Origin of the sequence: Mycobacterium sp. SMC-2, assembly GCF_025263485.1 — a bacterium.
Classification (GTDB): Bacteria; Actinomycetota; Actinomycetes; order Mycobacteriales; family Mycobacteriaceae; genus Mycobacterium.
Map to the genome: position 1 here is coordinate 4,679,329 of NZ_CP079863.1, position 22,055 is coordinate 4,701,383.

The following is a 22,055-nucleotide window of genomic DNA, read 5'->3' on the forward strand; positions in this document are numbered from 1 at the left end:
ATGCCTACTGACTCGTTCGACACCATCAACTACGACGTCGACGGGCATACCGCCACCATCACGCTGAACCGTCCGGACGCCCTCAATGCGCTCAGCCCGCACATGATCACCGAACTGCGGGCCGCCTACGTGGAGGCCGAAAACGATGACAAGGTGTGGCTGACGATCGTGACCGGCACCGGTCGCGCGTTCTGCACCGGTGCCGACGTCAAGGCCATCCCCGAAGACGGCAAGGTGATCTACGAGCGCCCGTACCTGTCGACCTACGACCAATGGGAGGCGCCGCAGGAGGGCACTCCGCCGTTTCGCACGGCCGCCAAGCCGGTGCTCGCCGCGGTCAACGGGTTATGCTGCGGCGCCGGCATGGACTGGGTCACCACCTCGGACATCGTGATCGCCTCGGAGCAAGCCACTTTCTTCGATCCTCATGTGAGCATCGGGCTGGTGGCCGGACGCGAGATGGTGCGGGTGTCGCGCGTGCTGCCCCGCTCCATTGCCCTGCGCATGGCGTTGATGGGCAAGCACGAGCGGATGAGCGCGGGGCGCGCCTACGAACTCGGTTTGATCAGCGAAATCGTCGAGCACGACCGGCTCCTCGAGCGGGCCCACGAGATTGCCGACGTCGTCAACTCCAATGCGCCGCTGGCGGTTCGGGGAACTCGGCTGGCCATCATCAAGGGCCTCAACGTGCCGCTGCACGAAGCCGAGATCATGGCCGAGACGTTCCGCGAGCGTGTATTGCGCACCGAGGACGCGGCGGAAGGGCCCAAGGCCTTCGTGGAGAAACGCAAGCCGGATTGGCAATGCCGATGACGTTCGAGACCATCCTGCTCGAAGTCGATCAGACCGACCGGGTCGCGACCATCACGCTGAACCGGCCCGCGCAGTTGAACGCGTTCAACCGCACCATGTGTGAGGAGATGGCCCGCGCCTGGCGCACGGTCAAACTCGACGAATCGGTGAACGCGGTCGTGCTGCGGGCGGCCGGTGACCGCGCGTTCAGCGCCGGGCTGGACGTCAAGACGCCGTACGGCCAGCCCGAAAACATCTGGAACCACGAGGATCCCGGCGAGGCGCTCAGCCCCAAATGGCAGAAGATGTGGAAGCCGGTCGTGTGCGCGGTTCAGGGCATGTGCACCGCGGGCGCGTTCTACTTCGTCAACGAATCGGACGTGGTCATCTGCTCGGAGGACGCCACGTTCTTCGACTCGCACGTCTCGGCCGGCCTGGTCTGCGCCTTGGAGCCGATCGGCCTGATGAGGCGCATCGGCCTCGGAGAGACGCTGCGCATCGCCCTGATGGGCAACGACGAGCGGGTCGGCGCCGGCACCGCGCTACGGATCGGTTTGGTCTCGGAAGTGGTCCCCGCCGAGCAGCTCTGGGATCGTGCGCACGAGATCGCCGCAACGATCGCCGCGAAGCCACCGAGCGCGACTCAGGGCACGGTGAAGGCGATTTGGGAGTCGCTCGACAAGCCGTATCGCGCGGCCATGGAGCAGGGGCTGATCTACACCCGGCTGGGCAATCCGATCGGCACGGCGGAACTTGCGGCCCAGCAGGATTCCGGCGGCAAAAGCACCCCGCACACTCCGAAGACCCGTTGATGCCCCCGCACCCGCTCAGCCAACGCATCGCCGAGGTCCTCGACCTGCAGCCGGACGCGCACGCCATCGAATATGAGGGCAAATGGATCTCGTGGGCCGGGGTCAGCGCCATGGCACAGCGCGTCGCCGGCCTGGTCGCCGAGCACGGACCCGGCGTCGGGATGCTGCTGCGCAACCGGCCCGGTCACGTCGCGGCCTTCCTGGGGGTGCTGCTGGGCGGCGGCACCGTCGTCGTCATCAACCCGTCGCGCGGCGACGAGCGCACCAGGGCCGACGTCGCCGGCCTGCGGCTGCCGCTGATCATCGGGGAACAGGACGATCTGACGACACTGCTGCCGCCGGCGACCGATGCGACCACAGTGGCGATCTCGGGCCGATTGGAGGACGCCCAGACCGGTTGCTCGGCGAGTCATCCGGTGCCGGAGACCGGCCCGCGGACCGGCGTCGCGGTACGCATGTTGACCAGCGGTACGACGGGCCCGCCCAAACGGATCGACCTCGGCTACGACATGCTGGCGCGCAGCGTGATGGGCGCCGAGCCTGAGCGCGCCCCGGCCCCCACCGAGCTACGGCGCGGCGTCGCGATCGTCAACTCGCCGCTGGTGCACATCGGCGGCGTGTTCCGCGTGCTGCAATGCATCGCCGAGGCAAGACCCTTCGCGCTCCTCGAGCGTTTTGAGCTGAACGCCTGGGCCGACGCGGTGCGCAGGCACCGCCCGCGCACGGTATCGCTGGTACCCGCCGCCCTGCGGACGGTGTTGCACTCCGACCTACCGAGGGCCGATCTGGAGAGCATCCGCGCGGTCACCTGCGGCACGGCCCCGCTGACGGCCGACGACGCCGACGCCTTCACCGACAAGTACGGTATCCCGGTCCTGACCTCCTACGCGGCAACGGAATTCGGGGGCGGCGTGGCGGGCTGGACACTGCCCGACTACCAGCGATACTGGGCGGCCAAACGGGGTAGCGTCGGCCGCGCCAACCCCGGTGCGCAGCTGCGGGTGGTCGGGGACGACGGCGCGCCGCTCGGGCCCGACCAGGTCGGTTTGCTCGAAGTCAAGCCGGGCCAGCTGGGGCCGTCGGCTCGGTGGATGCGGACCACGGATATGGCGCGCATCGACGCCGACGGCTTCGTCTGGATCGTCGGGCGGGCCGACCAGGCGATCATCCGCGGTGGGTTCAAGGTGATGCCCGACGACGTACGCACCGCCCTGGAGAGCCACCCCGCGGTTGCCGGCGCGGCGGTGGTCGGCCGGTCCGACCAGCGCCTCGGCGCGACGCCGGTCGCCGTGGTGGAACTGCGCGAGCGCGCCTCCGTCGAATCCGACACTCTGATGGAATATCTGCGAACACGGCTGGCGCGCTACGAGATTCCCACCGAGATCGTGATCGTGGGCGCCATCCCGCGGACACCGTCGGGCAAGGCCGACCTCGGCGCGGTCCAGCGCTACTTCAGCGCGCCCGCCGCCCACAGCGACCATGCGCGGTGACGCGCTGACGGTCGCCGAGGTCCTGACATGCCAGGCCCGCTCGCGTGGAGACCATCCCCTACTCGTCTGCGACCGCGACCGCATCAGCTATGCCGAAGCCGACGTCCGCTCGGCCGAGCTCGCCCGCGGGCTGATCGCCGCAGGCGCGGGCAAGGGCACCCATGTGGGCCTGCTCTACCCCAACGGCCCGGATTTCGTGGTCACCATGCTTGCGGTGGCGCGAATCGGCGCCGTGGTGGTTCCCTTCTCCACCTTCGTCACCGCCCGCGAGCTGCGCGAGCAGTTGCTCGACAGCGACGTCGAAATATTCTTGACCACAGCGTCTTTCCGCAGCCACGACTACGTGCAGCGGCTGGCCGAGGTGCTGGCGGAGCCCGACTTCGAATCCGGCCGCCGGTTGTTCTCCCCCACCGCGCCACAACTGCGGCACGTCGGCATCAGCTATGGCCCCGGCGCGGTGCAGCGCGTCCGCGACATCGACCGGTTCTACCGGCTGGCCGCTACCGTGGCCCCCGAGCTGCTGGCGGCGACGCAAGACGATGTCCGCGGCTGCGATCCCCTGGCCATCGTGTACACGTCGGGTTCCACCAGCGCGCCCAAGGGGGTCGTGCACACGCAGGCCGCCCTGCTCGGGCATCAGCGCAACCTCAACGAGATCCGCGGTTTGACCGCCGACGACAAGCTGTTCTGCAACTCGCCCTTCTTCTGGATCGGCGGCCTCGCGTTCGGACTCCTGGCCACCTTGCTCGCCGGGTCCACGCTGGTGTGCTCCAACGCCGTCGATCCCGGTGCGACGCTCGACCTGCTGGAGGCCGAAAGGCCCACCCTGACCAACGGTTTCAGCGCCGGTATCGCCCACCTGGCCGATCATCCGAGCTTCCCCCGTCGCGACCTGTCCTCGATGCGCCGGGGCAACCTGTACCCGATCATGGCGCCCGACGTTCGACCGGCCGACCCGGAATTGCGGCACAACATGCTGGGCATGACCGAAGCCGGCAGCATCGTGCTGATCAGCGACGACGAAACCGATCAACCCGAGAACCGGCGCGGATCGTTCGGCAGGCCGGCACCCGGGTTCGAGACCAAAATCATCGACACCCAGACCGGGCTACCGGCGGTCGGCGGCGAGGTCGGGGAACTGTGCATCCGCGGGCCTTACGTCATGCAGGGCTACTACCGGCGCAGTCGCGAGGAGTGCTTCGACGCCGACGGCTGGTTCCACACCGGCGATTTGGCGCGCGTCGACGCGGACGGATTCTTCTACTACGTCGGCCGGCTCAGCACGATGATCAAGACGGCGGGCGCCAACGTGTCGGCGGACGAGGTGGAACGGGCGATTGCCAGGGTCACCGGCGGGCTGACTGCCCATGTGGTGGGCGTCCCCGATGCCCAGCGCGGGCAGCTGGTCGCGGCGGTCGTGGTGGTGCCGGACGGCGCCGCCTTCGACGAGGCGGCGCTGCGCGACCGGCTGAAAGCGGAACTGTCGGCCTACAAGATCCCCCGGCGGTTTCTCGTCGTGTCCCGCGCCCAGCTGCCGTTGCTGGCCAGCGGCAAGGTCGACGGGCAGCACCTGAGGAAGCTGCTCGATGCCTGACTCGACGACCATCGATGCGTTAGTGCGTTCGCGCGCCGCGATTTATGGGGACAAGCCGATGGTGATCGACCCGACGTCGCGAATCAGCTACCGCCAACTCGACGCGGCGACAAGGGATCTCGCCGCGGTCTTCGTCGACGCGGGTGTCGGCAAGGGCACCCGGGTCGGGCTGATCATGCCCAACGGCGCCCGCTGGGTCGAGGTGGCCCTCGCCCTGGCCCGCGTCGGCGCCGTGCTGGTTCCGCTGAGCACCCTGCTGTCAGCGGGCGAACTGGCCGCGCAACTGCGGGCCGCGGCGGTGCAATTCCTGATCAGCGTCGAGGAGTTCCGTGGACACCGCTACCTCGACGAGCTGGCGCCGCGGACCGAGCTGCCCGCCCTGCGCCAGGTCTGGACGGCCGACCGGCTCGCCGGCGCCACCGCCGGCGATCGGGCCCGCCGAATCGTCGACGCCATGACGGAAACGGTCACGGCCGCCGACCTGTTGGTCATCATGTTCACCTCCGGCAGCAGCGGGGCGCCCAAGGGAGTCATGCACTCCCACGGCAGCGCGCTGGGCGCCGTGCGCTCGGGCCTGGCCGCGCGCTGCATCACGGCCGACACCCGGCTGTATCTGCCGATGCCGTTCTTCTGGGTGGGCGGCTTCGGCAGCGGAATCCTGTCCACGCTGCTGGCGGGCGCCACCCTGGTGACCGAAGAGATACCGCGGCCGGAGACCACGCTGCGCCTCCTGGAAGCCGAGCGGGTCACGCTGTTTCGCGGCTGGCCCGACCAAGCCGAGACGCTGGCGCGGCACGCCGCCACCGTCGGCGCCGATCTGTCGTCCCTGCGGCCGGGCAGCCTACAGGCGCTACTCCCGCCCGAGCAGCGGGCTCAGCCCGGCGCCCGGGCCACGTTGTTCGGCATGACCGAGGCGTTCGGCCCGTACTGCGGCTACCCCGCCGACACCGACATGCCCGCGGCGGCATGGGGCAGTTGTGGAAAACCGTTCGCGGGGATGGAAGTTCGCATCGTCGACGCCGACAGCGGCGGGCCCGTCCCGGCCGGCGCCGTGGGCATGATCCAAATTCGGGGACCGCACACCCTGCGCGGAATCTGCGGTCGCAGCCGAGAGGAACTGTTCACCGTCGACGGCTTCTACCCCACCGGCGACCTGGGCCGCCTCGACGAGGAGGGGTTCCTGTTCTACCACGGACGCTCCGACGACATGTTCAAGGTGAGCGGTGCCACCGTCTATCCCAGCGAGGTGGAACGGGCGCTGCGCACCATCGACGGCGTCCACAGCGCCTTCGTCACCAACGTGCCCGCGGCGGCGGGACAGCGGGTGGGCGCGGCGGTGGTGTGCGACGACGCGATGTCCGTCGACCAGCTGAGTCGGTGTGCGCGAAATCTGCTGAGCGCGTTCAAGGTACCGACGGCGTGGCTGCTGTTGAAATCCGACGACGACGTCCCGCGCGGCGGCACCGGCAAGGTCGACACCTGCCGGCTGCGGGAGATGTTGATTGACGCGGATCGGCCCTAGGGAACCCGGGTCCAGGGTTGACAATTCCGCGACTCGAAGGCCTTGACCGCAGTGTTGATGTTCGCGTACATCGGGCCGATCGACATATTCGTCTGAAGGACATGTTCCTTGTTGGCATCGGGTGTGCTGTAGGTGAACCACGCGCACATCGAGTCCTGGGTCGGCACATTGTTTATCCAAACCCCAAAGGTCGACGCCGAACCGTCGGTGTGGTAGAGGCCGGGCGCGATGTCGGGCCCGACGACGAAGACACCATTGCCGGGGATCGGGTCGAGTAGGTCGGCGACGGCAGCCGGCGCAAGGGCTATCGCGACCACGGCTGCAGCGAGCATGGCCGATGTGCGAATCCTTCGGGGCACTTTTCCTCGCTCTGTGTTGTTGCCCCCTTAGAGGCCAGCCTATGCCGAGACGAGCACGCGAAACAACAGCTAGCCAGATGTCGGAAGGCTCGCATCGACGACCACGCCGCGCGCGGTGAGGTGATCGATCAACGGGACGGCGCCCGCGGCGAGGTGGTGCGACATCGCCGCGCGCGCGAGCTGCTCGTCGCGCTTTTTCAGCGCGGACAGAATGCGCCGGTGGTCGCGCATCGACTGTTCCGGCCAGCCTTCGATGACGGGAAACACCGATTCCGGTGCGTAGCGGGTGATCTGCGACATCAGCTGGGCAAGTTTCGGCGAGTCCGCGGCGACGTTGATGGCCCGGTGGAATTCGTGGTTGAGGCGCACCGTCCGCTCGTCGTCGTCGCCGGCGTAGGCGTCCTCGAGTTCCGCCTGGATCTGCTTGAGTTCGCGCAGTTGGTCGTCGGTGATGTTGATCGCGGCCCGGGCGGCGAGTTCGCCGCCGACGTGAGCCTGGACGTTGGCGACGTCGGTGACGTCGCGCCCGGTCACCGGCAACACCATGAAGCCCCGGCGGGGCTGCTGGTCGATCAAGCCCTCGGCGCGCAGCGCGAAAAGCGCCTCCCGCACCGGGGTGACGCTGATTCCCAGTTCGGCGGCCAGTTGGTCCAAGCGGACATACGACCCCGCGGCGTAGGTGCCATCGAAGATCCGCTGTCGGACAAAGCGCGCGACATCGTCCGAAAGTTGTGGGCGCGCGGCGAAATCCGGAGCCGTCATCGTTATACCCGATACTCGGCGAGCAGCCGCTTGCTGATGATGGACTTTTGAATCTCGCTGGTGCCCTCGCCGATGAGCAGGAACGGCGCATCGCGCATCAGCCGCTCGATCTCGTATTCCTTGGAATACCCATAGCCGCCATGGATCCGGAAGCTCTGCTGGGTCACTTCGGTGCAGTATTCGCTGGCGAGATACTTCGCCATCCCGGCGGCGACGTCGTTGCGCTCCCCCGAATCCTTCAGCCGGGCCGCGTTGACCATCATCAGGTGTGCCGCTTCGATTTTGGTGGCCATCTCGGCCAGCTGGAATGCGATGGCCTGGTGCTCGGCGATGGGTTGGCCGAAGGTGTGGCGCTGCTGGGCGTAACGCACCGCCAACTCGAAGGCGCGGATGCCGACACCGCACGCCCGGGCCGACACGTTGACCCTGCCGACTTCGATGCCGTCCATCATCTGGAAGAAGCCCTGTCCCGGGGTGCCGCCGAGAACGTCGTCGGCGCTCGCCCGGTAGCCGTCGAAGATGAGTTCGGTGGTGTCGATCCCCTTGTAGCCCAGCTTGTCGATCTTGCCGGGTATCAGCAGGCCGGGCACGACTTCGCCAAAGCCCGTTGGCTTTTCGACCAGGAACGCGGTCAGGTTCCGGTGCGGCTTGTCGGCGCCCTCGTCGGTGCGGACCAGCACCGCGACCAGCGTCGAACTCCCGCCGTTGGTGAGCCACATCTTCTGGCCGTTGATGGTGTAGGTGCCGTCCGGATTGCGCCCCGCCCGAGTACGGATCGCGGCCACGTCGGAGCCCAGCTCCGGCTCCGACATCGAGAAGGCGCCCCGTGATTCGCCGGTCGCCATGCGTGGCAGGAACCGCTGCTTCTGCGCATCGGTGCCGTGCTGGCGCAGCATGTAGGCCACGATGAAGTGGGTGTTGAGGACGCCGGACACGCTCATCCAGCCGCGTGCCAACTCCTCGACGCATAGGGCGTAGGTCAGCAGCGACTCCCCCAGGCCGCCGTAGTCCTGGGGGATCATCAATCCGAACAGCCCCATCTCACGCATCTGGTCGACGATGTGCTGCGGATAGGTGTCGCCGCGTTCGAGCTCCGCGGCGTTGGGGATGACTTCCTTCTCGACGAACTGCCGCACGGTGGCGATGATTTCGGTCTGGAATTCGGTCAGCCCAAGGGTCTGTGCGAGTTTGGTCATGCGTTGGCTTCGGCTTTCTTCGCTAGTTGATTGTCTTGGCGTTCGTCAGCCGTTCGATGTCGGCGGATGTCAATCCCAGGCGCCGCTCGAGGATCTCGGCGGTGTCTTGTCCCAGGGCTGGCGCGGGCGCGCCGGCGGGGTGAACGCCGTCGAACGCGGCCGGCAGCCCGGCGGCGAAGTAGTCGCCCAGACCCGGTTGGCGCAGCCGCGAAAACAGGGGGTTGGCCGTCACCTTCGGGCCCGCCGCGACCTCCGCGAAGGTGCGGTACCGCTCGAAGAGCACCGTGGTCTCCGACAGCGCGACGGTGATCTCGTCGGCCGTGTGATCGGTGAACCAGGTGCCGAACAGGCCGGACAGCACGTCGCGGTATCGGTAGCGGTCACCCTCGGAATCGAAATCGACACCCAGCGCCTCGGCGAGTGCCCACACGGCGGCCCCGGTGCCCGTCACATCGACCAGATCGCGAAAATGCCTGCGGGTCAAGGTGACCACCATGAACCTGGCGCCGTCGCGACTGGCGAAGTCCTGCCCGTACTGGCCGTAGATGGCGTTGCCGAGCCGCTGGCGTTGCGTGCCGGTGACTTGCGGCTCGGTCAACAGACCCAGGCTTGACGCGGTGGCCAGCGCGACATCCTCGAGCGCCAAGCTGATCCGCGCTCCCACCCCGGATTCGTCCCGGCGGCGGACGGCGGTGACGACGGCCAGCGCGGCGTAGAGCCCGCAACACACGTCCCAGGCCGGCAACACGTGATTGATCGGACCGGCATGATCGGCCGGACCGGTGACGAGCGGGAATCCGATGCCGGCGTTGACCGTGTAATCCACGCCCGTGGAGCCGTCGCCACGTCCGAGCAGCTGCACGTGGATGACGTCGGGACGCCTCCCGGCCAAGGCCTCGTGGCTGAGCCAGGACAGCCCGGCGGCGTTGGTCACCACCACGCCGTCCCCGTCGACGATGAGGCGCTGGACCAGCTCTTGGCCGTCCGGGGACCGCAAATCGATGGTGGCCGAACGCTTCCCCTTGTTCAGGCCGGTCCAATAGATCGACGTGCCGTCGGCCGCCAACGGCCAGCGGTGAACGTCGGATGCGCCACCGATCGGGTCGACCCGAATCACTTCAGCGCCAAGCTGGTTCAGCGTCATGCCGCAGAGCGGGGCGGCGACGAAGCTGGACACCTCGACGACGGTGAGACCACCCAGGGGGCCGGTCACGCCGAAGCGACCCGCTCGAAGACCGCGGCGAGACCCTGGCCGCCGCCGATACACATGGTTTCCAACCCGTAGCGCGCCTCGCGGCGGTTGAGCTCGCGCGCCAGGGTGGCCAGCATCCGCCCACCCGTCGCACCGACCGGGTGGCCCAGGGAGATGCCCGATCCATGCACGTTCGTGCGCTCGTGGTCGGCGTCGCCGAAATTCCACTCCCGCATCACCGCGAGCGCTTGCGCGGCGAAGGCTTCGTTGAGTTCGATGACGTCGATGTCGGACAGCGCAAGCCCGGCCTTGCCGAGCGCCAACTCGGTCGCCGGTACCGGGCCGATGCCCATGATGTGGGGCGCCACCCCCGCCAACCCCCACGAGACCAGGCGGACCAACGGAGTCAGACCGTATTCGCGGGCCTTCTCGGGCGTGGTCACCACGCACATGGACGCGGCGTCGTTCTGCCCGCTCGAATTGCCCGCGGTGACCGTCGCCTCTGGATCATCGCTTCCCAAAACGGGTTTCAGTTTGCTCAGCGACTCGACCGACGTGTCGGCGCGCGGATGTTCGTCGGTGTCGATCAGCTCCTCACCGTGGCGGGTGGGCACCGCGACGGGAACGATCTCCGATGCGAAGATGCCGTCCTTCTGGGCGGCCACGGCGCGTTGGTGCGATCGCACGGCCAGCTCGTCTTGCTCCACCCGCGGAATGCCGTACTGGCGGCGCAGATTCTCGGCCGTCTCGAGCATGCCGCCGGGCACGGGGTGGTGCCGGCCACCGGCGGTGGTGCGTCCGCGCGCCAGCCCGTCGTGCACCCGGACGCCGCTTCGCGCGCCACCCCACCGCATGTCGGTGGAATAGAACGCGACGTTGCTCATGCTCTCGCAGCCACCGGCCACCACGAGGTCGTGATCGCCGTTGCCCACCTGCAGGCACGCCTGGATCACCGCCTGCAGGCCCGACCCGCAGCGGCGGTCGACCTGCATTCCGGGGACCGTCACCGGCAGGCCCGCATCCAGCGCCACCACCCGCCCGATCGCCGGCGCCTCACTGGTGGGATAGCAGTGCCCGAGGATGACGTCCTGCACGGCCTCGGGCGAGAGTCCGGTGCGCTCAAGCAGGCCCTTCAGGGCGGCGACCCCCAGGTCGACGGCCGTCAGCGACTTGAACATCCCGCCGTAGCGGCCGATCGGGGTCCGTACGGGTTCACAAATGACCGTGTCGCGCAGCGCGCTCATAGATGCCGGCCGCCGGTGATTTCCAGGACCGTGCCGGTCATGTACGAGGACAGGTCGGAAGCCAGGAACAGCGCCACGCTGGCGACTTCGCTCGGTTCGCCGGCCCGGCCCATCGGCACCTCGGCAACCTTTGAATCCCAAATGCGCTGCGGCATGGCCTCCGTCATGGCGGAGCGGATCAAACCGGGGGCGATCGCGTTCACGCGGACGCCCAGGTAGGCCAACTCTTTGGCGGCCGCCTTGGTCATGCCGACGATGCCGGCCTTGGCAGCCGAGTAGTTGGTCTGGCCGACCATGCCGACCTTCCCCGACACCGAGGACATGTTGATGATGGCGCCCCGCTTGTTTTCCCGCATGACCGCGGCGGCCAGCCGGGTGCCGTTCCACGTGCCCTTCAGATGCACGGCGATGACCTGATCGAACTGCTCCTCGGTCATCTTGCGCATCGTCGCGTCGCGGGTGATGCCCGCGTTGTTGACCATGATGTCCAGGCCGCCGAAGCGCTCGACGGCGGTCTGGATCAGGGTTTCGACGTCGGACGCCTGGGTGACATCGCACCGCACCGCCAGCGCGACGTCATCGCCGCCCAATTGTTTCGCCGCAACTTGGGTTTCCGCGAGGTTGACGTCGCCGAGTACAACTCGCGCCCCCTCGGCGACAAAGCGTTCCGCGATGGCCAGACCCAGGCCCTGCGCACCGCCGGTGATTACTGCGGTCTGACCCGTCAACAACGACACCTGATCCCGCCTCCCTGTGCTTTCCGTCCCGGGGACGCCCCGGCAGTCGAATATCATATTTCATATAGGATCTGCTCCGGTGCCGGGTTCCCACCCAGGCCCGTTGAGCCGGCCGGCCGCTTGCGGCTGAGCGACTCGCCACCAACGAGGTGCCAACGATGGAGCGTCCGCCTATGACACTTCCTGAGTCAACCTCAGGCTGTTTGTGGCAACAGTCTTTGTGTTCCGCCGTGGAGGTTGGGGTCGTAGGGGCGGTGGTCGTGCCAGCAGCGGTAGATGACGCGGATCCAGGCGCGGGCGAGGATACGTACGGCGTGAGGGTGGTCGTGTCCGCGAGCGCGGGCTCGGGCGTAGATGTCGGCGGCCCAAGGACTTTGGTGACGACTGTTGTCGGCGAAGGTGGTCAGTGCCCGGCGGAAGCGTTTGTTGCAGGCCCAGCGGAAGTGCACGGCGTGCTGTTTGCCGGAGGCTTTGGTCACTGGAGTGGCTCCGGCCAGAGCCGCTACGGCGTCGGGTCCGTCGTAGGCTGCCCGGGAGTCGCCCCACTCGGCGAGCACCTGGGCGGCGTTGATCTGACCCGACCTTGGCAGCGACGTGAAGATCTCGGCGTCCGGGTGCTTCCCGAGGCGGGCGATGACGGAGCGGTCGAGAGTTTTGGCGGCGCTGTTGAGGGCCTCCAGCACGGTGACCAGGGCTCCTACGGCGTCGGCGACGGCGACCGACAGGGTGGGGTCGGTGGTGCCCGCGGGGTCGCGCGCAGCCGGCCCAGCAGCTCGCTGGCTGGCCGACGGCCGGAGTAGCCGTGCTTGGCCAGGAACGCGGCCAGGCGTTTCTCACCGAGGCGCGATGTGCTGCCCGCAGTGGGGTACTGGCGCAGGAACGCCAGGCTGATCGGGGACTCGATATCGGCGAAGATCGCCTTGGCGCCGGGCCAGTGGTCATCGAGCAAGGCGCTGAGTTGGTTGGTGGCCGATACCCGCATGGCGACGATGTCATCGCGGGTGCGCACTACCGTGCGAAGTGCCTTGGTCTGAGCACTGTAGGGCGCTACGGGATGCAGTCGGTGGTGGCGCAGTCGCAGGTACTCGGCGATCACCAGTGCGTCGCCGGCGTCGGACTTAGCGCCGGAGATGACTTCGCCGTCGCGCCAGGTTTTGATGGCGTTCGGCGATACCGGGATGACCGGGTGGCCGGCCTCGAGCAGCAGGTCGACCAACCGCCCATTGGGTCGCTCGATCCCGATGTGTATCTGGGTGGGATCGCCGTACTTGGCGAGTCTACGGATCAGCATGGCAATGCCTTCCGCAGTGTGGTCAATCATGAACTGTGCCAATACTTTTCCCACCGCAGACAGCACGCACACAGCATGTGCGGCAGCGGCCCAGTCCAAACCGACGTAGATAATTCCTGTGGTGTCTTCCGGCAACGGATCTCCTCAACTTGGCAGCGACGACGCGGCGAGGGGATCGACCACCGGACGGTCACTAACTGGCGCTCTGCGGCGCGTCTTCCTGATGCCGGTCTGCGACCCCGGGAGGACCGAGGGCGGCGGTGTCATACAGGCCCTCAACGAGCGACCACCACTGGCCGTCACCTCGGCCCCCGCCGAGTCCCTTCAACGAATGCCCATCAGACATCCGCCGAAAGGATGGTGCCCTAGTGACCACCGCCGAACAACCCGAGGTCTCCGACGACGACTTTCAGCAGATCCTCGCCCAGACCCGTCACTTCGTTCGCACCGCCGTGGTCCCGCGCGAACAGGAGATCCTGGCCGAGGATCGGGTGCCCGATGACCTGCGTGACCAAGCCAAGAAGATGGGCCTGTTCGGGTACGCGATCCCGCAGCAGTGGGGCGGCCTCGGGTTGAACCTGATGCAAGACGTCGAGCTGGCAATGGAATTGGGCTACACCTCGCTGGCGCTGCGATCGATGTTCGGCACCAACAACGGCATCGCCGGGCAGGTCCTGGTCGGCTTCGGCACCGACGAGCAGAAGGCACGCTGGCTGGAATCCATGGCGTCCGGCGACGTCGTCGCCTCCTTCGCGCTGACCGAACCCGGCGCCGGATCGAATCCGGCCGGCCTGCGAACGAAAGCCGTTCGCGACGAAGGTGATTGGGTGATCTCCGGGCAGAAGCGCTTTATCACCAACGCGCCCGTCGCCGATCTGTTCGTGGTGTTCGCGCGCACCCGACCGGCCGACGACCAGGGTCCCGGGATCGCGGTGTTCCTGGTTCCCGCGGACGCGCCGGGCGTAGAGGTGGGCGCCAAGGACGCCAAGATGGGGCAGGAGGGCGCGTGGACCGCCGATGTCAGCTTCAACGACATCCGCGTCGAGGGCGGCGCGCTGATCGGCGGCAGCGAAGACATCGGTTATCGAGCCGCCATGACCTCGCTGGCCCGTGGCCGCGTCCACATTGCCGCCCTGGCGGTGGGCGCCGCCCAACGCGCGCTCGACGAATCGGTCTCCTACGCCGCCACCGCGACGCAGGGCGGCACGCCGATCGGTCACTTCCAATTGGTGCAGGCGATGATCGCCGACCAGCAGACCGGAGTGCTCGCCGGCCGTGCGCTCGTCCGCGACGCCGCGCGGCTCTGGGACACGGGCGAAGACCGCAGGGTCGCGCCGTCGGCGGCCAAGCTGTTCTGCACCGAAATGGCCGGCAATGTCGCCGATCTGGCGGTGCAAGTGCACGGCGGCAGCGGCTACATGCATGGTGTCCCGGTCGAGCGCATCTACCGCGATGTGCGGCTGCTGCGGCTCTACGAGGGCACCAGCGAGATTCAGCGCTTGATCATCGGGTCCAACCTCGTCAAAGCAGCGCAGCGAGCTACCACAACGAAGGAGCGTTAATGGCAGGCAAGCTCGAGGGGAAAGTCGCCTTCATCACCGGGGCCGCACGCGGCCAGGGCCGGGCTCACGCGGTTCGCCTGGCGCGAGAGGGCGCCGACATCATCGCCGTCGACATCGCCGGCAAGCTTCCGTCCTGTGTCCCCTATGACCCGGCGACTCCCGACGATCTGAACGAGACCGTCCGCCTGGTCGAAGAGACCAACCGCCGGATCATCGCCTCAGTGGTGGACACCCGCGACTTCGACGGGCTTCGCAAGGCCGTCGACGACGGTGTCGCCGCGCTCGGGCGGTTGGACATCATCGTCGCCAATGCCGGCGTCGCGGCACCGCAGGCCTGGCACGACATCACGCCCGAGAACTTCCGCGACGTGATCGACATCAACGTGACCGGCACCTGGAACACCGTGATGGTCGGCGCCGACAAGATCATCGAAGGGGGCCGCGGCGGCTCCATCATCTTGATCAGTTCCGCGGCCGGCATGAAGATGCAGCCGTTCATGATTCACTACACCGCCAGCAAGCACGCCGTCACCGGGATGGCGCGCGCTTTCGCCGCCGAGCTGGGCAAGCATTCGATCCGAGTCAACAGCGTTCATCCCGGGCCGGTGAACACCCCGATGGGAGCGGGCGACATGGTCACGGCGGTGGGCTCAACAATGCAGACCAACCCGCAGCTGTCCCACGTGCTCACCCCATTCCTGCCCGACTGGGTCGCCGAGCCGGAGGAGATCGCCGACGCGGTGTGCTGGCTGGCCAGCGACGAGTCGCGCAAGGTCACCGCCGCCCGGATACCGATCGACCAGGGCTCGACGCAGTACTGATTCGGCGGCGCTTGGGAATAGATTCCGCGGCATCGGTACTTTCAGGGCACATGAGAGCCTTCACCGAGAGCGAACGCCAAGAGTTCCTGGCCGCCAAGCACATCGCCGTGCTGTCCGTCGCGGCCACCGACGGCCGGCCGCCAGCCAGCGTTCCGATCTGGTACGACTACACCCCCGGCGGCGAGATCCGGATCATGACCGGGGCGTCCAGCCGCAAGGTGCAGCTGATCGAGCGGGCCGGTGTGGTGACGTTGGTGGTGCAGCGCGAGGAGCCGCCGTATCAGTACGTGGTGGTCGAGGGCGCCGTTGTGGAGACCACCAAGCCGGCTCCGCCCGACGTGCAGGAGTCCATCGCCATTCGTTACCTCGGCGAGGAAGGCGGGCGGGCGTTCATCCGCAGCATGGAGGGCGTGGAAGAGGTCATGTTCACCATCCGGCCCGACCGCTGGCTGAGCGCGGACTTCACCGGCGACCTCTGAGGCCTCAGCCGATCAGTTCCAGCGTGCCCAACTCCCGGATCGCTTGGCAGCCGCGGCTGAGCATGGTCAGCACCATGTCATCGCCACGGTCGGTGGCGGCGGCAAACGCGAACCCCAGCGCCGAGATCAGCGGTGCCTGCAATACCCCGAGCCGGTAATCGCGCCAACACGTTTCGCGGTCGTAGCCGGTGACCCCGTAGGCCAACAGCGCGCGATGATAGTCGGCGACGAGCTGTTCTTCGATGCTCGCGCGCAGCTGTGGATCGAGGCTGGTCGCGGTGAAGTAGGCGAGATCCCTGGCCGGCAGGCCCACCCCGAGCGTCTGCCAGTCGACCACGCTGACGCGGGTTAGCTCCGGATCGAACAGCAGATTGTCCAGGCGATAGTCGCCGTGCAGCAGGGCGAACCGATCATACTCTAAGAGCAGCCACGGTGTGATCAAACCCATTGCCGCACTCAAGGTATCGCGGTCTTCGCCGCTCATCCGATCGCCCAGCTTGTCCAGCGTGATGTCGGCGCTCATCTTCGCCACCTCGCCCATGCCGGCGGCACCCGCCTCGTCGGGCCTGGCGAACGCGATGCCCGGGAAATCCAGCCAGTAGGGGTCGCACCAACTGGGCGCGTGCAGACCGGCCAGGGCCGTGACCGCAAGGCGCGCTTCCGCTTCGCCGCAGCCGACGAGTTGGTCACCCTGCACCGCGGGCGCTTGATCGGCGAGCAGCAACGCGAAATCCATTGCGTCCGCGGTGATCTCGGAGTAGAAGCACCGCGGCGTCGGTACCTGCACTCGGCCCGCCACGGACGAGTAGAACGCGCATTCGCTGCGGTATCCGATGACGACCCTGTCGCGCACCGTGTCGTCCTGGGACGGCAGCTTGATCACGAACGTTTGCGGCAAGTCTCCGGGCTCCGTCGCGTAGCGAGCGGTCACCCGGTAAGTCGCACCCGTCTGCCCGGTGCCGATCGCGACCACGTCCACCTCGGCAACCTCGACGGGTGCGCCACGCCCGCTGAGCGCGGCCGACAACCATTGCGGGGTCACGTCGCCGGGATACCGCGGAATCGACACCACAGCACTCATGAACAGCTCGCCTCCTGTACCCGGACAGCCCTGCCCGACTGACAAACTGTAAGGCATACCGCAAGAGTTGCGGTCAACTACGGCGATTTAGTCGGCGAGAATGCGCCATTCGGCGGCCTCGTGTTGCTGCCGCCAGAACTCGTCGAAACGTCCACCCGCCGCGAGCAATTCGCCGACGGTTCCGTCCTCGAGCACTCGGCCGTCGTCGAGGAACAGGACGCGGTCGGCGTGACTGATGCTGGCCAACCGATGCGCGACGATCACCTGGGTGCGCGATCGCGGGTCGAGCGTCAGCGCGTCCACCACGGCGGCCTCGTTTTCGGTGTCCAGAGCGCTGGTGGCCTCGTCGACCAACAGTATCGACGCCGGCTTGAGCAGCGCCCGCGCGATGCTGACCCGTTGACGTTCGCCGCCGGACAGGGCCGAGCCGGCTTCGCCGACGATCGTCTCGGCGCCGTCGGGCAGCCGGCCGATGAGTTCGTCGACGCGGGCGAGGGCCATGGCCCGGTTGAACTGGTCATCGCCGGCGCCCGGATCCCCGGCGAACACGTTGTCGCGGATCGACCCGTGGAACAGATACGGATGTTGGAACACGACACTGCTCAACGCGCGTCGCGCATCGGCGTCCAGCGTCGCCGCGTCGACGCCGTCGATCAGGACCCGGCCACGGGTGGGCTCGTGCAGGCCGGCGATCAGCGCCAGGATCGTGCTCTTGCCCGATCCGGACGGGCCGACGATCGCCGTGGTGCTGCCCGGCTCCAGGGTGAAACTCACCCCGTCGAGCACCGGTGCGCCTCCGCCGGAATAGCGGAACGCGACGTCGTCGAATTCGATGCGGGGCACCGCGGCGGCGGGCGGCGTGGCAGGGCCGGAGTTCGTCAGCGGCGCGGTGAGCACCGAGCGAATGCGGCCGAGCGTGGCGCGCGTGCTCTCCAGCGCCGGTGCCAGCTCGCTGATCGTGGTGAACGGCTCCAGGTAGCGCACGATCACCACGATCAAGGCGATGGCTTCGGGAACCGTGACCGTTTGGTTCACCGTCAGCGCCGCGGTCGCCCCGGCGAGCAGGATGAGCGACAGCTGGCTGGCCAGGCTGAACAGTAGCTGGCCCGGAACCTGCATGGACAGCAACCGCATGGTCGCCCCGTGCTGCGCCGCCAGCGCATCGCCGACGAGACTGCGCGCCGGTTCGACCCGCCGCGCGGCCCGCAACGCCTGCTGAGTGCGGGCGAATTCGATGATCCGTTCGGTGAGTGCGCTGTTGGCTTCGTCGGCCGCGGCGTCGGCCCGTCGCGCCAGTCGCGCCGAGGCCCAGAGCGCACCCAAGAGCAGCGGCACGCCGCCCAGCGCGGCCACGCCGAGCTGCCAGGAGATCGGGAGCAGGGCCACCGCGATTGCCGCGGGCAGCAGAATGGCGGATATCAGCGGCGTCAGCAGGTTGACGACGAGGCCGACCAGTTCCGGCCCGGTGGCGGCGATCGCCTGGCGCGCCGTCGCGGTGTGCTCGGCGGTGAACCAGTCCAGTCGCACGCCGGGCAACCGGTCCGCCACGTCGTGCTGGCTGTGGTCGAGCACGGCGAAACCGAGTTCGAAGCCGATGCGCGCCGTGGCGGTGTCGATCACCCATCCGGTCACGGTGGCGGCGGTGAGCCAGCCCAACCATGCCAGCGCGCGGTGCGGCTCGCTGAACAGGGCGCCCACCAGTGGGACGAGGAGGACGGCGGCCGCCGCCCGCACCACCACGGAGAGCACCGCGAGCACGGCGTAGGCAACGACCTTGGCGCGGCGGTCCGCGGGCACCAGCCCCAACCACGTGCGAATCATCGCGCCCCTTCCCGAACCCTGGTGGCGGCCACCGGCTCCCGTCGACCGCCTTCCCATAGCCGTCGGTACCGGTCGTCGGCGGCCAGCAACTCGTCATGCGTGCCGCGTTCGGCGATCCGGCCGCGGTCGAGGACGACGATCTGGTCGGCGCCGGTGATGGTGTGCAATCGGTGGGCGATCACCAAGACGGTGCGATCCCGGGTCAGCCGGCTGAGCGCCCGCTGCACAAGGTATTCCGATTCGGGGTCGGCGAATGCGGTGGCCTCGTCGAGGATCAGCACCGGGGTGTCCGCCAGGATCGCCCGGGCGATGGTGAGCCGCTGCCGTTCCCCGCCCGAAAGCCCCGTTGCCGCGCCCAGCACCGTATCGTAGCCGTCCGGCAACCGCATGATGCGGTCGTGGATCTGGGCCTGCCGCGCCGCCTCCTGGATCCGCTCCGCGGTGGCGTCGGGGACGGCCAGCGCGATGTTGTCCGCGACGGTGCCATGCACCAGCTGCGTCTCCTGCAGGACGAAGCCGACCTTCGCGTACAGTTCGTCGGCGGTCATCGACCGGATATCCTGTCCTCCAACGCATATCGAGCCCTGCTCGACGTCGTGGAAACGGGCCAGCAGCGCGGCCAGCGTGGACTTGCCGGACCCGGACGGGCCGACGAGGGCGGTGACGGTGCCGGGCCGCAGCGTCAGCGAGACGTCCCTGAGCACCGGGACGCCCGGGCGATAGGCGAAGCTGACATCCTCGAAGACGACCGTCGCCGACGAATCTGCTGACGGGGCCCGGTCTCGCACTTCCAGCTCCGGCTCGTCGAGCGTGTTTTGCAGTCGTCGGGCGGCCAGCATGCCGGCGCTGATACCGCCCACTCCGTAAGCGATCCCGAGCAGGCGCGCGCCGAATGTGGTGCCCAGCAACAAGAACGGTAGGAGATTCACCGGATCCATCCGCCCGGTGACCGTGAGCAGGGTACCGGTGAGCGCGATGAGCCACAGGAAGGTCGAGGGCCGGGTGGCCAGGTCCATCAGCGTCTTCTTGCCCGCCAGCGGCCGCTGCCAGGACACCAGGAATTCGACGTATTCGTCGAGGCGGCGCCGGAAGCTGGATGCGGCCGCGCCGCCGAAGACGCGGATTACCGGCTGCCCCTCCAAGTAGGCGCCGGCCTCGCCGCTCATCTTCTCGGCCCAGCGCTGCGATTGCGGGATGCGCGGGCCCGACTGAATCGTGAGCGACGACGTCAAAACCAGATACACCAGGACGGGCAGGAACAACACCAAAGCCACTCGCCAGTCGATGACGAACAGGTAGACCAGCACCGCGACCGGCGCGATGATCGCCGCGACCGCGTCCGGGATGGCGTGCGTGACCAGATAGTGCAGCGACAGCGTGTCGTCCTGCAGCAACTGCTTGATCGAGCCGGACCCGCGCGCGGTGAACCAGCCCAGCGGCAATCGAGAAAGCTTGCGTAACAACCCCGAACGCAGGTCGGCGGCGAACCGCGCGTCGACGACGTGCAGCCATAGCGTGAGGGCCGCGCCGAGGACGGTGCCCGTTCCCAGCAGCGCGACGGCCGCGATCCCGACGTCCCAGAGTCGGGACGCGGGCGCACCAGCCACCAGCAGCCGGGCCAGCTCGACCAGTAGCACGAACGGTGCCAGCTGCACCACCGTGATGACGGCTTGCAGCACACCGGAGACGATCAGCGCCGAGCGCAGCGGCGCGAGCAACCGGCCGGCGGCCTGGGCACGCCACCTTCCGCGCGCCGCCGCGGCGGCCGTCTTCTCCGAAGGTTTCGGTGTCGAAGGCTCCTCGTGCGCAACGTCATTCGAGGTCTCCGGCTCGTCACCGCGGCGCGTGCCCATCGCCCGCCCGGCACTCCAGTACGCCTGGGCGTGTATTTCGGACTTGGGGAAGCCGAACTCGTCGCGCAATCGCGTGCGCACGTGTTTGAGCACGGTGGCCTCGGGCGTCGCCCACGCGTACCAGTTGGACCAGTCGCGGTTATCGATCGCCGCGGCAAGGGATTTCTCGTCGCGGCGGGTCACCCAGTGCACTCGCAACCGGGGGTGCTGCGCGATCGGGATCCGGACGTCGTTGTCGTCGTGCCGCTCGAGATACATCTCGATGGGCACGTCATCGGGGACGACGCCGATGATGCCGTTCATGCCCGGGATCGACGCGGAGTCACCGATCAGCAGGTAGCCGGCAGGCTGCTCGTCGGGCATGTCGAAACGCGACGAGCCCATCAGCGCCATGACGGCGATGGTGGCGCCGGGCGCAACAGTGCGCGCCCACGTCGACGCCGGGCCGGCGGGCTCGTGCAACACGATGTCGATCGCGAAGCGGCCGGTGGGGACGTCGGCCTCCGAAATCGTGTAGGCGCGCTGGAACTCGGTGGTGGATCCGTCCGGGTCCGGGAACCAGAACCGCAGCCACGCGGCGGGTTCGGCGTCCACGTCTTCGAACAACGTCGGTGACATCAACCGCACCCGCACGAAATGCGGTGCGATATCGACGGTTTCGATCACTGTGGCGGTGTGGTCGCGCGCGCCGAAGCTCCGCAACATCACACCGGAGAATCCGCGCGCCATCAGCGGTCCCTTCCCGCGTCGCTCAACTCCGCGACGACTTCAGCGAACGGGCGGCCGGGCGGAATCAGCGTCACCAGCCCCCGGACCGAAGCGGCCAGCAACAGCCGCACGAATTGCGAACTTGACGCCTGCGGCAACCCGGCCCATGCGGGGCCGAGTCGCGGGTCGTGGGACAACGCGTCGGCGACGGCGTCCCATTCCTCCGCGAAACCGCCGGCCTGGCCCCCGCTGGTCGCGTCCGCGTTGTTCTCCTCGCCGGCGGCCAGGCTGATCGCCAGCGTGGCGACCGCGCTGCTCAGCACCATGGCGGCGTCCGCCGAATAACCGCGTCGGGTCAGCGCCTCAATCTCGGTCGCCAGCAGCCGGCGACCGGCGTCGCCGCGCGGGAACAGCACTTGCAGGTACGACGCCAGCCCGGGGTGCTCGGCGGTGAAGTCCTGCAGTTGCAGGGCGAACGACAGCAGGTGGCGTACGGCGTCGGCGCTGGGGTCGTCGCGAAGGTCGAGTTCGGCGAGCAGGCTCTCGCCCACCAGCCGCTCGAGCTCCCATCTGCCTTCGACGTGCCGGTACAGGGCGGTCGCCGACACCCCGAGCCGCGCCGCGACGGCGTTGACGCTGAGCCGTCGCATGCCCAGGTCACGGCCGATCGCGATGACGTCGTCCAGCGTGATCAGCGGCGGTCGCCCGCCCTGGCGAGGCGCAACGGCGCGCATCGACA

Annotated in this window: 20 protein-coding genes; 8 read left to right on the forward strand and 12 right to left on the reverse strand. The window is 68.2% G+C overall.

The genetic code is table 11. The annotated features are described in order from the left end of the window. From KXD96_RS21905 to KXD96_RS21925, 5 genes are read left to right on the forward strand one after another with little or no spacing between them, the layout of a single operon-like run. Entirely contained in the window at positions 1-813 is an 813-nt protein-coding gene (locus tag KXD96_RS21905) for an enoyl-CoA hydratase/isomerase family protein (protein WP_260739770.1), read from the forward strand. Then, positions 804-1,604 carry an enoyl-CoA hydratase/isomerase family protein gene (locus KXD96_RS21910; RefSeq protein ID WP_260739772.1) on the forward strand — a complete coding sequence of 267 codons (801 nt, stop codon included), beginning with the start codon at positions 804-806 and terminating at the stop codon, positions 1,602-1,604. Before KXD96_RS21905 ends, KXD96_RS21910 begins: the two co-directional genes overlap by 10 nt. Beyond that, positions 1,604-3,094 (forward strand): class I adenylate-forming enzyme family protein, encoded by a 1,491-nt coding sequence (locus tag KXD96_RS21915; RefSeq protein WP_260739775.1) that lies wholly within the window; start codon positions 1,604-1,606, stop codon positions 3,092-3,094. Before KXD96_RS21910 ends, KXD96_RS21915 begins: the two co-directional genes overlap by 1 nt. Beyond that, positions 3,084-4,688 (forward strand): class I adenylate-forming enzyme family protein, encoded by a 1,605-nt coding sequence (locus KXD96_RS21920; protein WP_260739777.1) that lies wholly within the window; start codon positions 3,084-3,086, stop codon positions 4,686-4,688. Before KXD96_RS21915 ends, KXD96_RS21920 begins: the two co-directional genes overlap by 11 nt. Then, entirely contained in the window at positions 4,681-6,210 is a 1,530-nt protein-coding gene (locus KXD96_RS21925) for a class I adenylate-forming enzyme family protein (RefSeq protein ID WP_260739779.1), read from the forward strand. Before KXD96_RS21920 ends, KXD96_RS21925 begins: the two co-directional genes overlap by 8 nt. Here KXD96_RS21925 and KXD96_RS21930 read toward each other — a convergent pair. The 8 genes from KXD96_RS21930 to KXD96_RS21965 form a co-directional block, all read right to left on the reverse strand. Next, the gene (locus KXD96_RS21930; RefSeq protein WP_396877201.1) at positions 6,207-6,542 is read right to left on the reverse strand and encodes a hypothetical protein; all 336 of its coding nucleotides are present in this window, start codon (positions 6,540-6,542) and stop codon (positions 6,207-6,209) included. The two genes, KXD96_RS21925 and KXD96_RS21930, sit on opposite strands and share 4 nt — an antisense overlap. A 96-nt stretch (positions 6,543-6,638) precedes the next feature. Next, on the reverse strand, positions 6,639-7,331 hold the full coding sequence (locus KXD96_RS21935; RefSeq protein ID WP_260739783.1) for a GntR family transcriptional regulator: 693 nt from the start codon (positions 7,329-7,331) through the stop codon (positions 6,639-6,641). A 2-nt stretch (positions 7,332-7,333) separates the two neighbouring features. Further along, positions 7,334-8,527, reverse strand: a complete 1,194-nt coding sequence (locus KXD96_RS21940; RefSeq protein WP_260739785.1) for an acyl-CoA dehydrogenase family protein — start codon at positions 8,525-8,527, stop codon at positions 7,334-7,336. Positions 8,528-8,549: 22 nt separating this feature from the next. Further along, on the reverse strand, positions 8,550-9,671 hold the full coding sequence (locus KXD96_RS21945) for a CoA transferase (RefSeq protein WP_260745492.1): 1,122 nt from the start codon (positions 9,669-9,671) through the stop codon (positions 8,550-8,552). A gap of 65 nt (positions 9,672-9,736) precedes the next feature. Continuing rightward, entirely contained in the window at positions 9,737-10,963 is a 1,227-nt protein-coding gene (locus tag KXD96_RS21950) for an acetyl-CoA C-acetyltransferase (RefSeq protein ID WP_260739789.1), read from the reverse strand. Beyond that, on the reverse strand, positions 10,960-11,757 hold the full coding sequence (fabG, locus tag KXD96_RS21955; protein WP_260739791.1) for a 3-oxoacyl-ACP reductase FabG: 798 nt from the start codon (positions 11,755-11,757) through the stop codon (positions 10,960-10,962). The genes KXD96_RS21950 and fabG overlap by 4 nt, the downstream gene beginning before the upstream one ends. Positions 11,758-11,894: 137 nt before the next feature. Continuing rightward, complete coding sequence (locus KXD96_RS21960) at positions 11,895-12,383, reverse strand: transposase (RefSeq protein ID WP_260739794.1); 489 nt, start codon at positions 12,381-12,383, stop codon at positions 11,895-11,897. 14 nt (positions 12,384-12,397) lie between these two features. After that, positions 12,398-13,063 carry an IS110 family transposase gene (locus tag KXD96_RS21965; protein ID WP_313901652.1) on the reverse strand — a complete coding sequence of 222 codons (666 nt, stop codon included), beginning with the start codon at positions 13,061-13,063 and terminating at the stop codon, positions 12,398-12,400. 296 nt (positions 13,064-13,359) lie between these two features. Here KXD96_RS21965 and KXD96_RS21970 point away from each other — a divergent pair, with 296 nt between their 5' ends. Genes KXD96_RS21970 through KXD96_RS21980 form a run of 3 tightly spaced genes read left to right on the forward strand, consistent with a single transcriptional unit; the run spans position 13,360 to position 15,853 of the window. Further along, on the forward strand, positions 13,360-14,553 hold the full coding sequence (locus KXD96_RS21970) for an acyl-CoA dehydrogenase family protein (protein WP_260739795.1): 1,194 nt from the start codon (positions 13,360-13,362) through the stop codon (positions 14,551-14,553). Then, entirely contained in the window at positions 14,553-15,374 is an 822-nt protein-coding gene (locus KXD96_RS21975; protein WP_260739797.1) for a mycofactocin-coupled SDR family oxidoreductase, read from the forward strand. The genes KXD96_RS21970 and KXD96_RS21975 overlap by 1 nt, the downstream gene beginning before the upstream one ends. A gap of 50 nt (positions 15,375-15,424) precedes the next feature. After that, entirely contained in the window at positions 15,425-15,853 is a 429-nt protein-coding gene (locus KXD96_RS21980; protein ID WP_260739800.1) for a pyridoxamine 5'-phosphate oxidase family protein, read from the forward strand. A 4-nt stretch (positions 15,854-15,857) separates the two neighbouring features. Here the strand turns inward: KXD96_RS21980 and KXD96_RS21985 are convergent, their stop codons facing one another. The 4 genes from KXD96_RS21985 to KXD96_RS22000 all read right to left on the reverse strand — a co-directional run bounded on the left by KXD96_RS21985 (position 15,858) and on the right by KXD96_RS22000 (position 22,050). Beyond that, positions 15,858-16,934: a phosphotransferase family protein gene (locus KXD96_RS21985; protein ID WP_260739802.1), complete on the reverse strand. Its 1,077-nt coding sequence runs from the start codon at positions 16,932-16,934 to the stop codon at positions 15,858-15,860. Between the two features lie 87 nt (positions 16,935-17,021). Continuing rightward, a complete protein-coding gene (locus tag KXD96_RS21990) occupies positions 17,022-18,755 on the reverse strand; it encodes an ABC transporter ATP-binding protein (protein ID WP_260739805.1) in 1,734 nt (577 codons plus the stop codon). Next, positions 18,752-21,337, reverse strand: a complete 2,586-nt coding sequence (locus KXD96_RS21995; protein ID WP_260739807.1) for an ABC transporter ATP-binding protein/permease — start codon at positions 21,335-21,337, stop codon at positions 18,752-18,754. The genes KXD96_RS21990 and KXD96_RS21995 overlap by 4 nt, the downstream gene beginning before the upstream one ends. Then, positions 21,337-22,050 carry a TetR/AcrR family transcriptional regulator gene (locus KXD96_RS22000; RefSeq protein WP_260739810.1) on the reverse strand — a complete coding sequence of 238 codons (714 nt, stop codon included), beginning with the start codon at positions 22,048-22,050 and terminating at the stop codon, positions 21,337-21,339. The genes KXD96_RS21995 and KXD96_RS22000 overlap by 1 nt, the downstream gene beginning before the upstream one ends. Positions 22,051-22,055: the final 5 nt, after the last annotated feature.

Bases quoted from the DNA above. Each gene is read 5' to 3' on its own strand.
- KXD96_RS21990 (WP_260739805.1), bottom strand. From the start codon at position 18,755: ATGATTCGCACGTGGTTGGGGCTGGTGCCCGCGGACCGCCGCGCCAAG.
- KXD96_RS21905 (WP_260739770.1), top strand. From the start codon at position 1: ATGCCTACTGACTCGTTCGACACCATCAACTACGACGTCGACGGGCAT.
- fabG (WP_260739791.1), bottom strand. From the start codon at position 11,757: ATGATATTCGACTGCCGGGGCGTCCCCGGGACGGAAAGCACAGGGAGG.
- KXD96_RS21985 (WP_260739802.1), bottom strand. From the start codon at position 16,934: ATGAGTGCTGTGGTGTCGATTCCGCGGTATCCCGGCGACGTGACCCCG.
- KXD96_RS21920 (WP_260739777.1), top strand. From the start codon at position 3,084: ATGCGCGGTGACGCGCTGACGGTCGCCGAGGTCCTGACATGCCAGGCC.
- KXD96_RS22000 (WP_260739810.1), bottom strand. From the start codon at position 22,050: ATGCGCGCCGTTGCGCCTCGCCAGGGCGGGCGACCGCCGCTGATCACG.
- KXD96_RS21915 (WP_260739775.1), top strand. From the start codon at position 1,604: ATGCCCCCGCACCCGCTCAGCCAACGCATCGCCGAGGTCCTCGACCTG.
- KXD96_RS21950 (WP_260739789.1), bottom strand. From the start codon at position 10,963: ATGAGCGCGCTGCGCGACACGGTCATTTGTGAACCCGTACGGACCCCG.
- KXD96_RS21930 (WP_396877201.1), bottom strand. From the start codon at position 6,542: ATGCTCGCTGCAGCCGTGGTCGCGATAGCCCTTGCGCCGGCTGCCGTC.
- KXD96_RS21940 (WP_260739785.1), bottom strand. From the start codon at position 8,527: ATGACCAAACTCGCACAGACCCTTGGGCTGACCGAATTCCAGACCGAA.
- KXD96_RS21935 (WP_260739783.1), bottom strand. From the start codon at position 7,331: ATGACGGCTCCGGATTTCGCCGCGCGCCCACAACTTTCGGACGATGTC.
- KXD96_RS21980 (WP_260739800.1), top strand. From the start codon at position 15,425: ATGAGAGCCTTCACCGAGAGCGAACGCCAAGAGTTCCTGGCCGCCAAG.
- KXD96_RS21945 (WP_260745492.1), bottom strand. From the start codon at position 9,671: ATGACGCTGAACCAGCTTGGCGCTGAAGTGATTCGGGTCGACCCGATC.
- KXD96_RS21925 (WP_260739779.1), top strand. From the start codon at position 4,681: ATGCCTGACTCGACGACCATCGATGCGTTAGTGCGTTCGCGCGCCGCG.
- KXD96_RS21995 (WP_260739807.1), bottom strand. From the start codon at position 21,337: ATGGCGCGCGGATTCTCCGGTGTGATGTTGCGGAGCTTCGGCGCGCGC.
- KXD96_RS21975 (WP_260739797.1), top strand. From the start codon at position 14,553: ATGGCAGGCAAGCTCGAGGGGAAAGTCGCCTTCATCACCGGGGCCGCA.
- KXD96_RS21910 (WP_260739772.1), top strand. From the start codon at position 804: ATGCCGATGACGTTCGAGACCATCCTGCTCGAAGTCGATCAGACCGAC.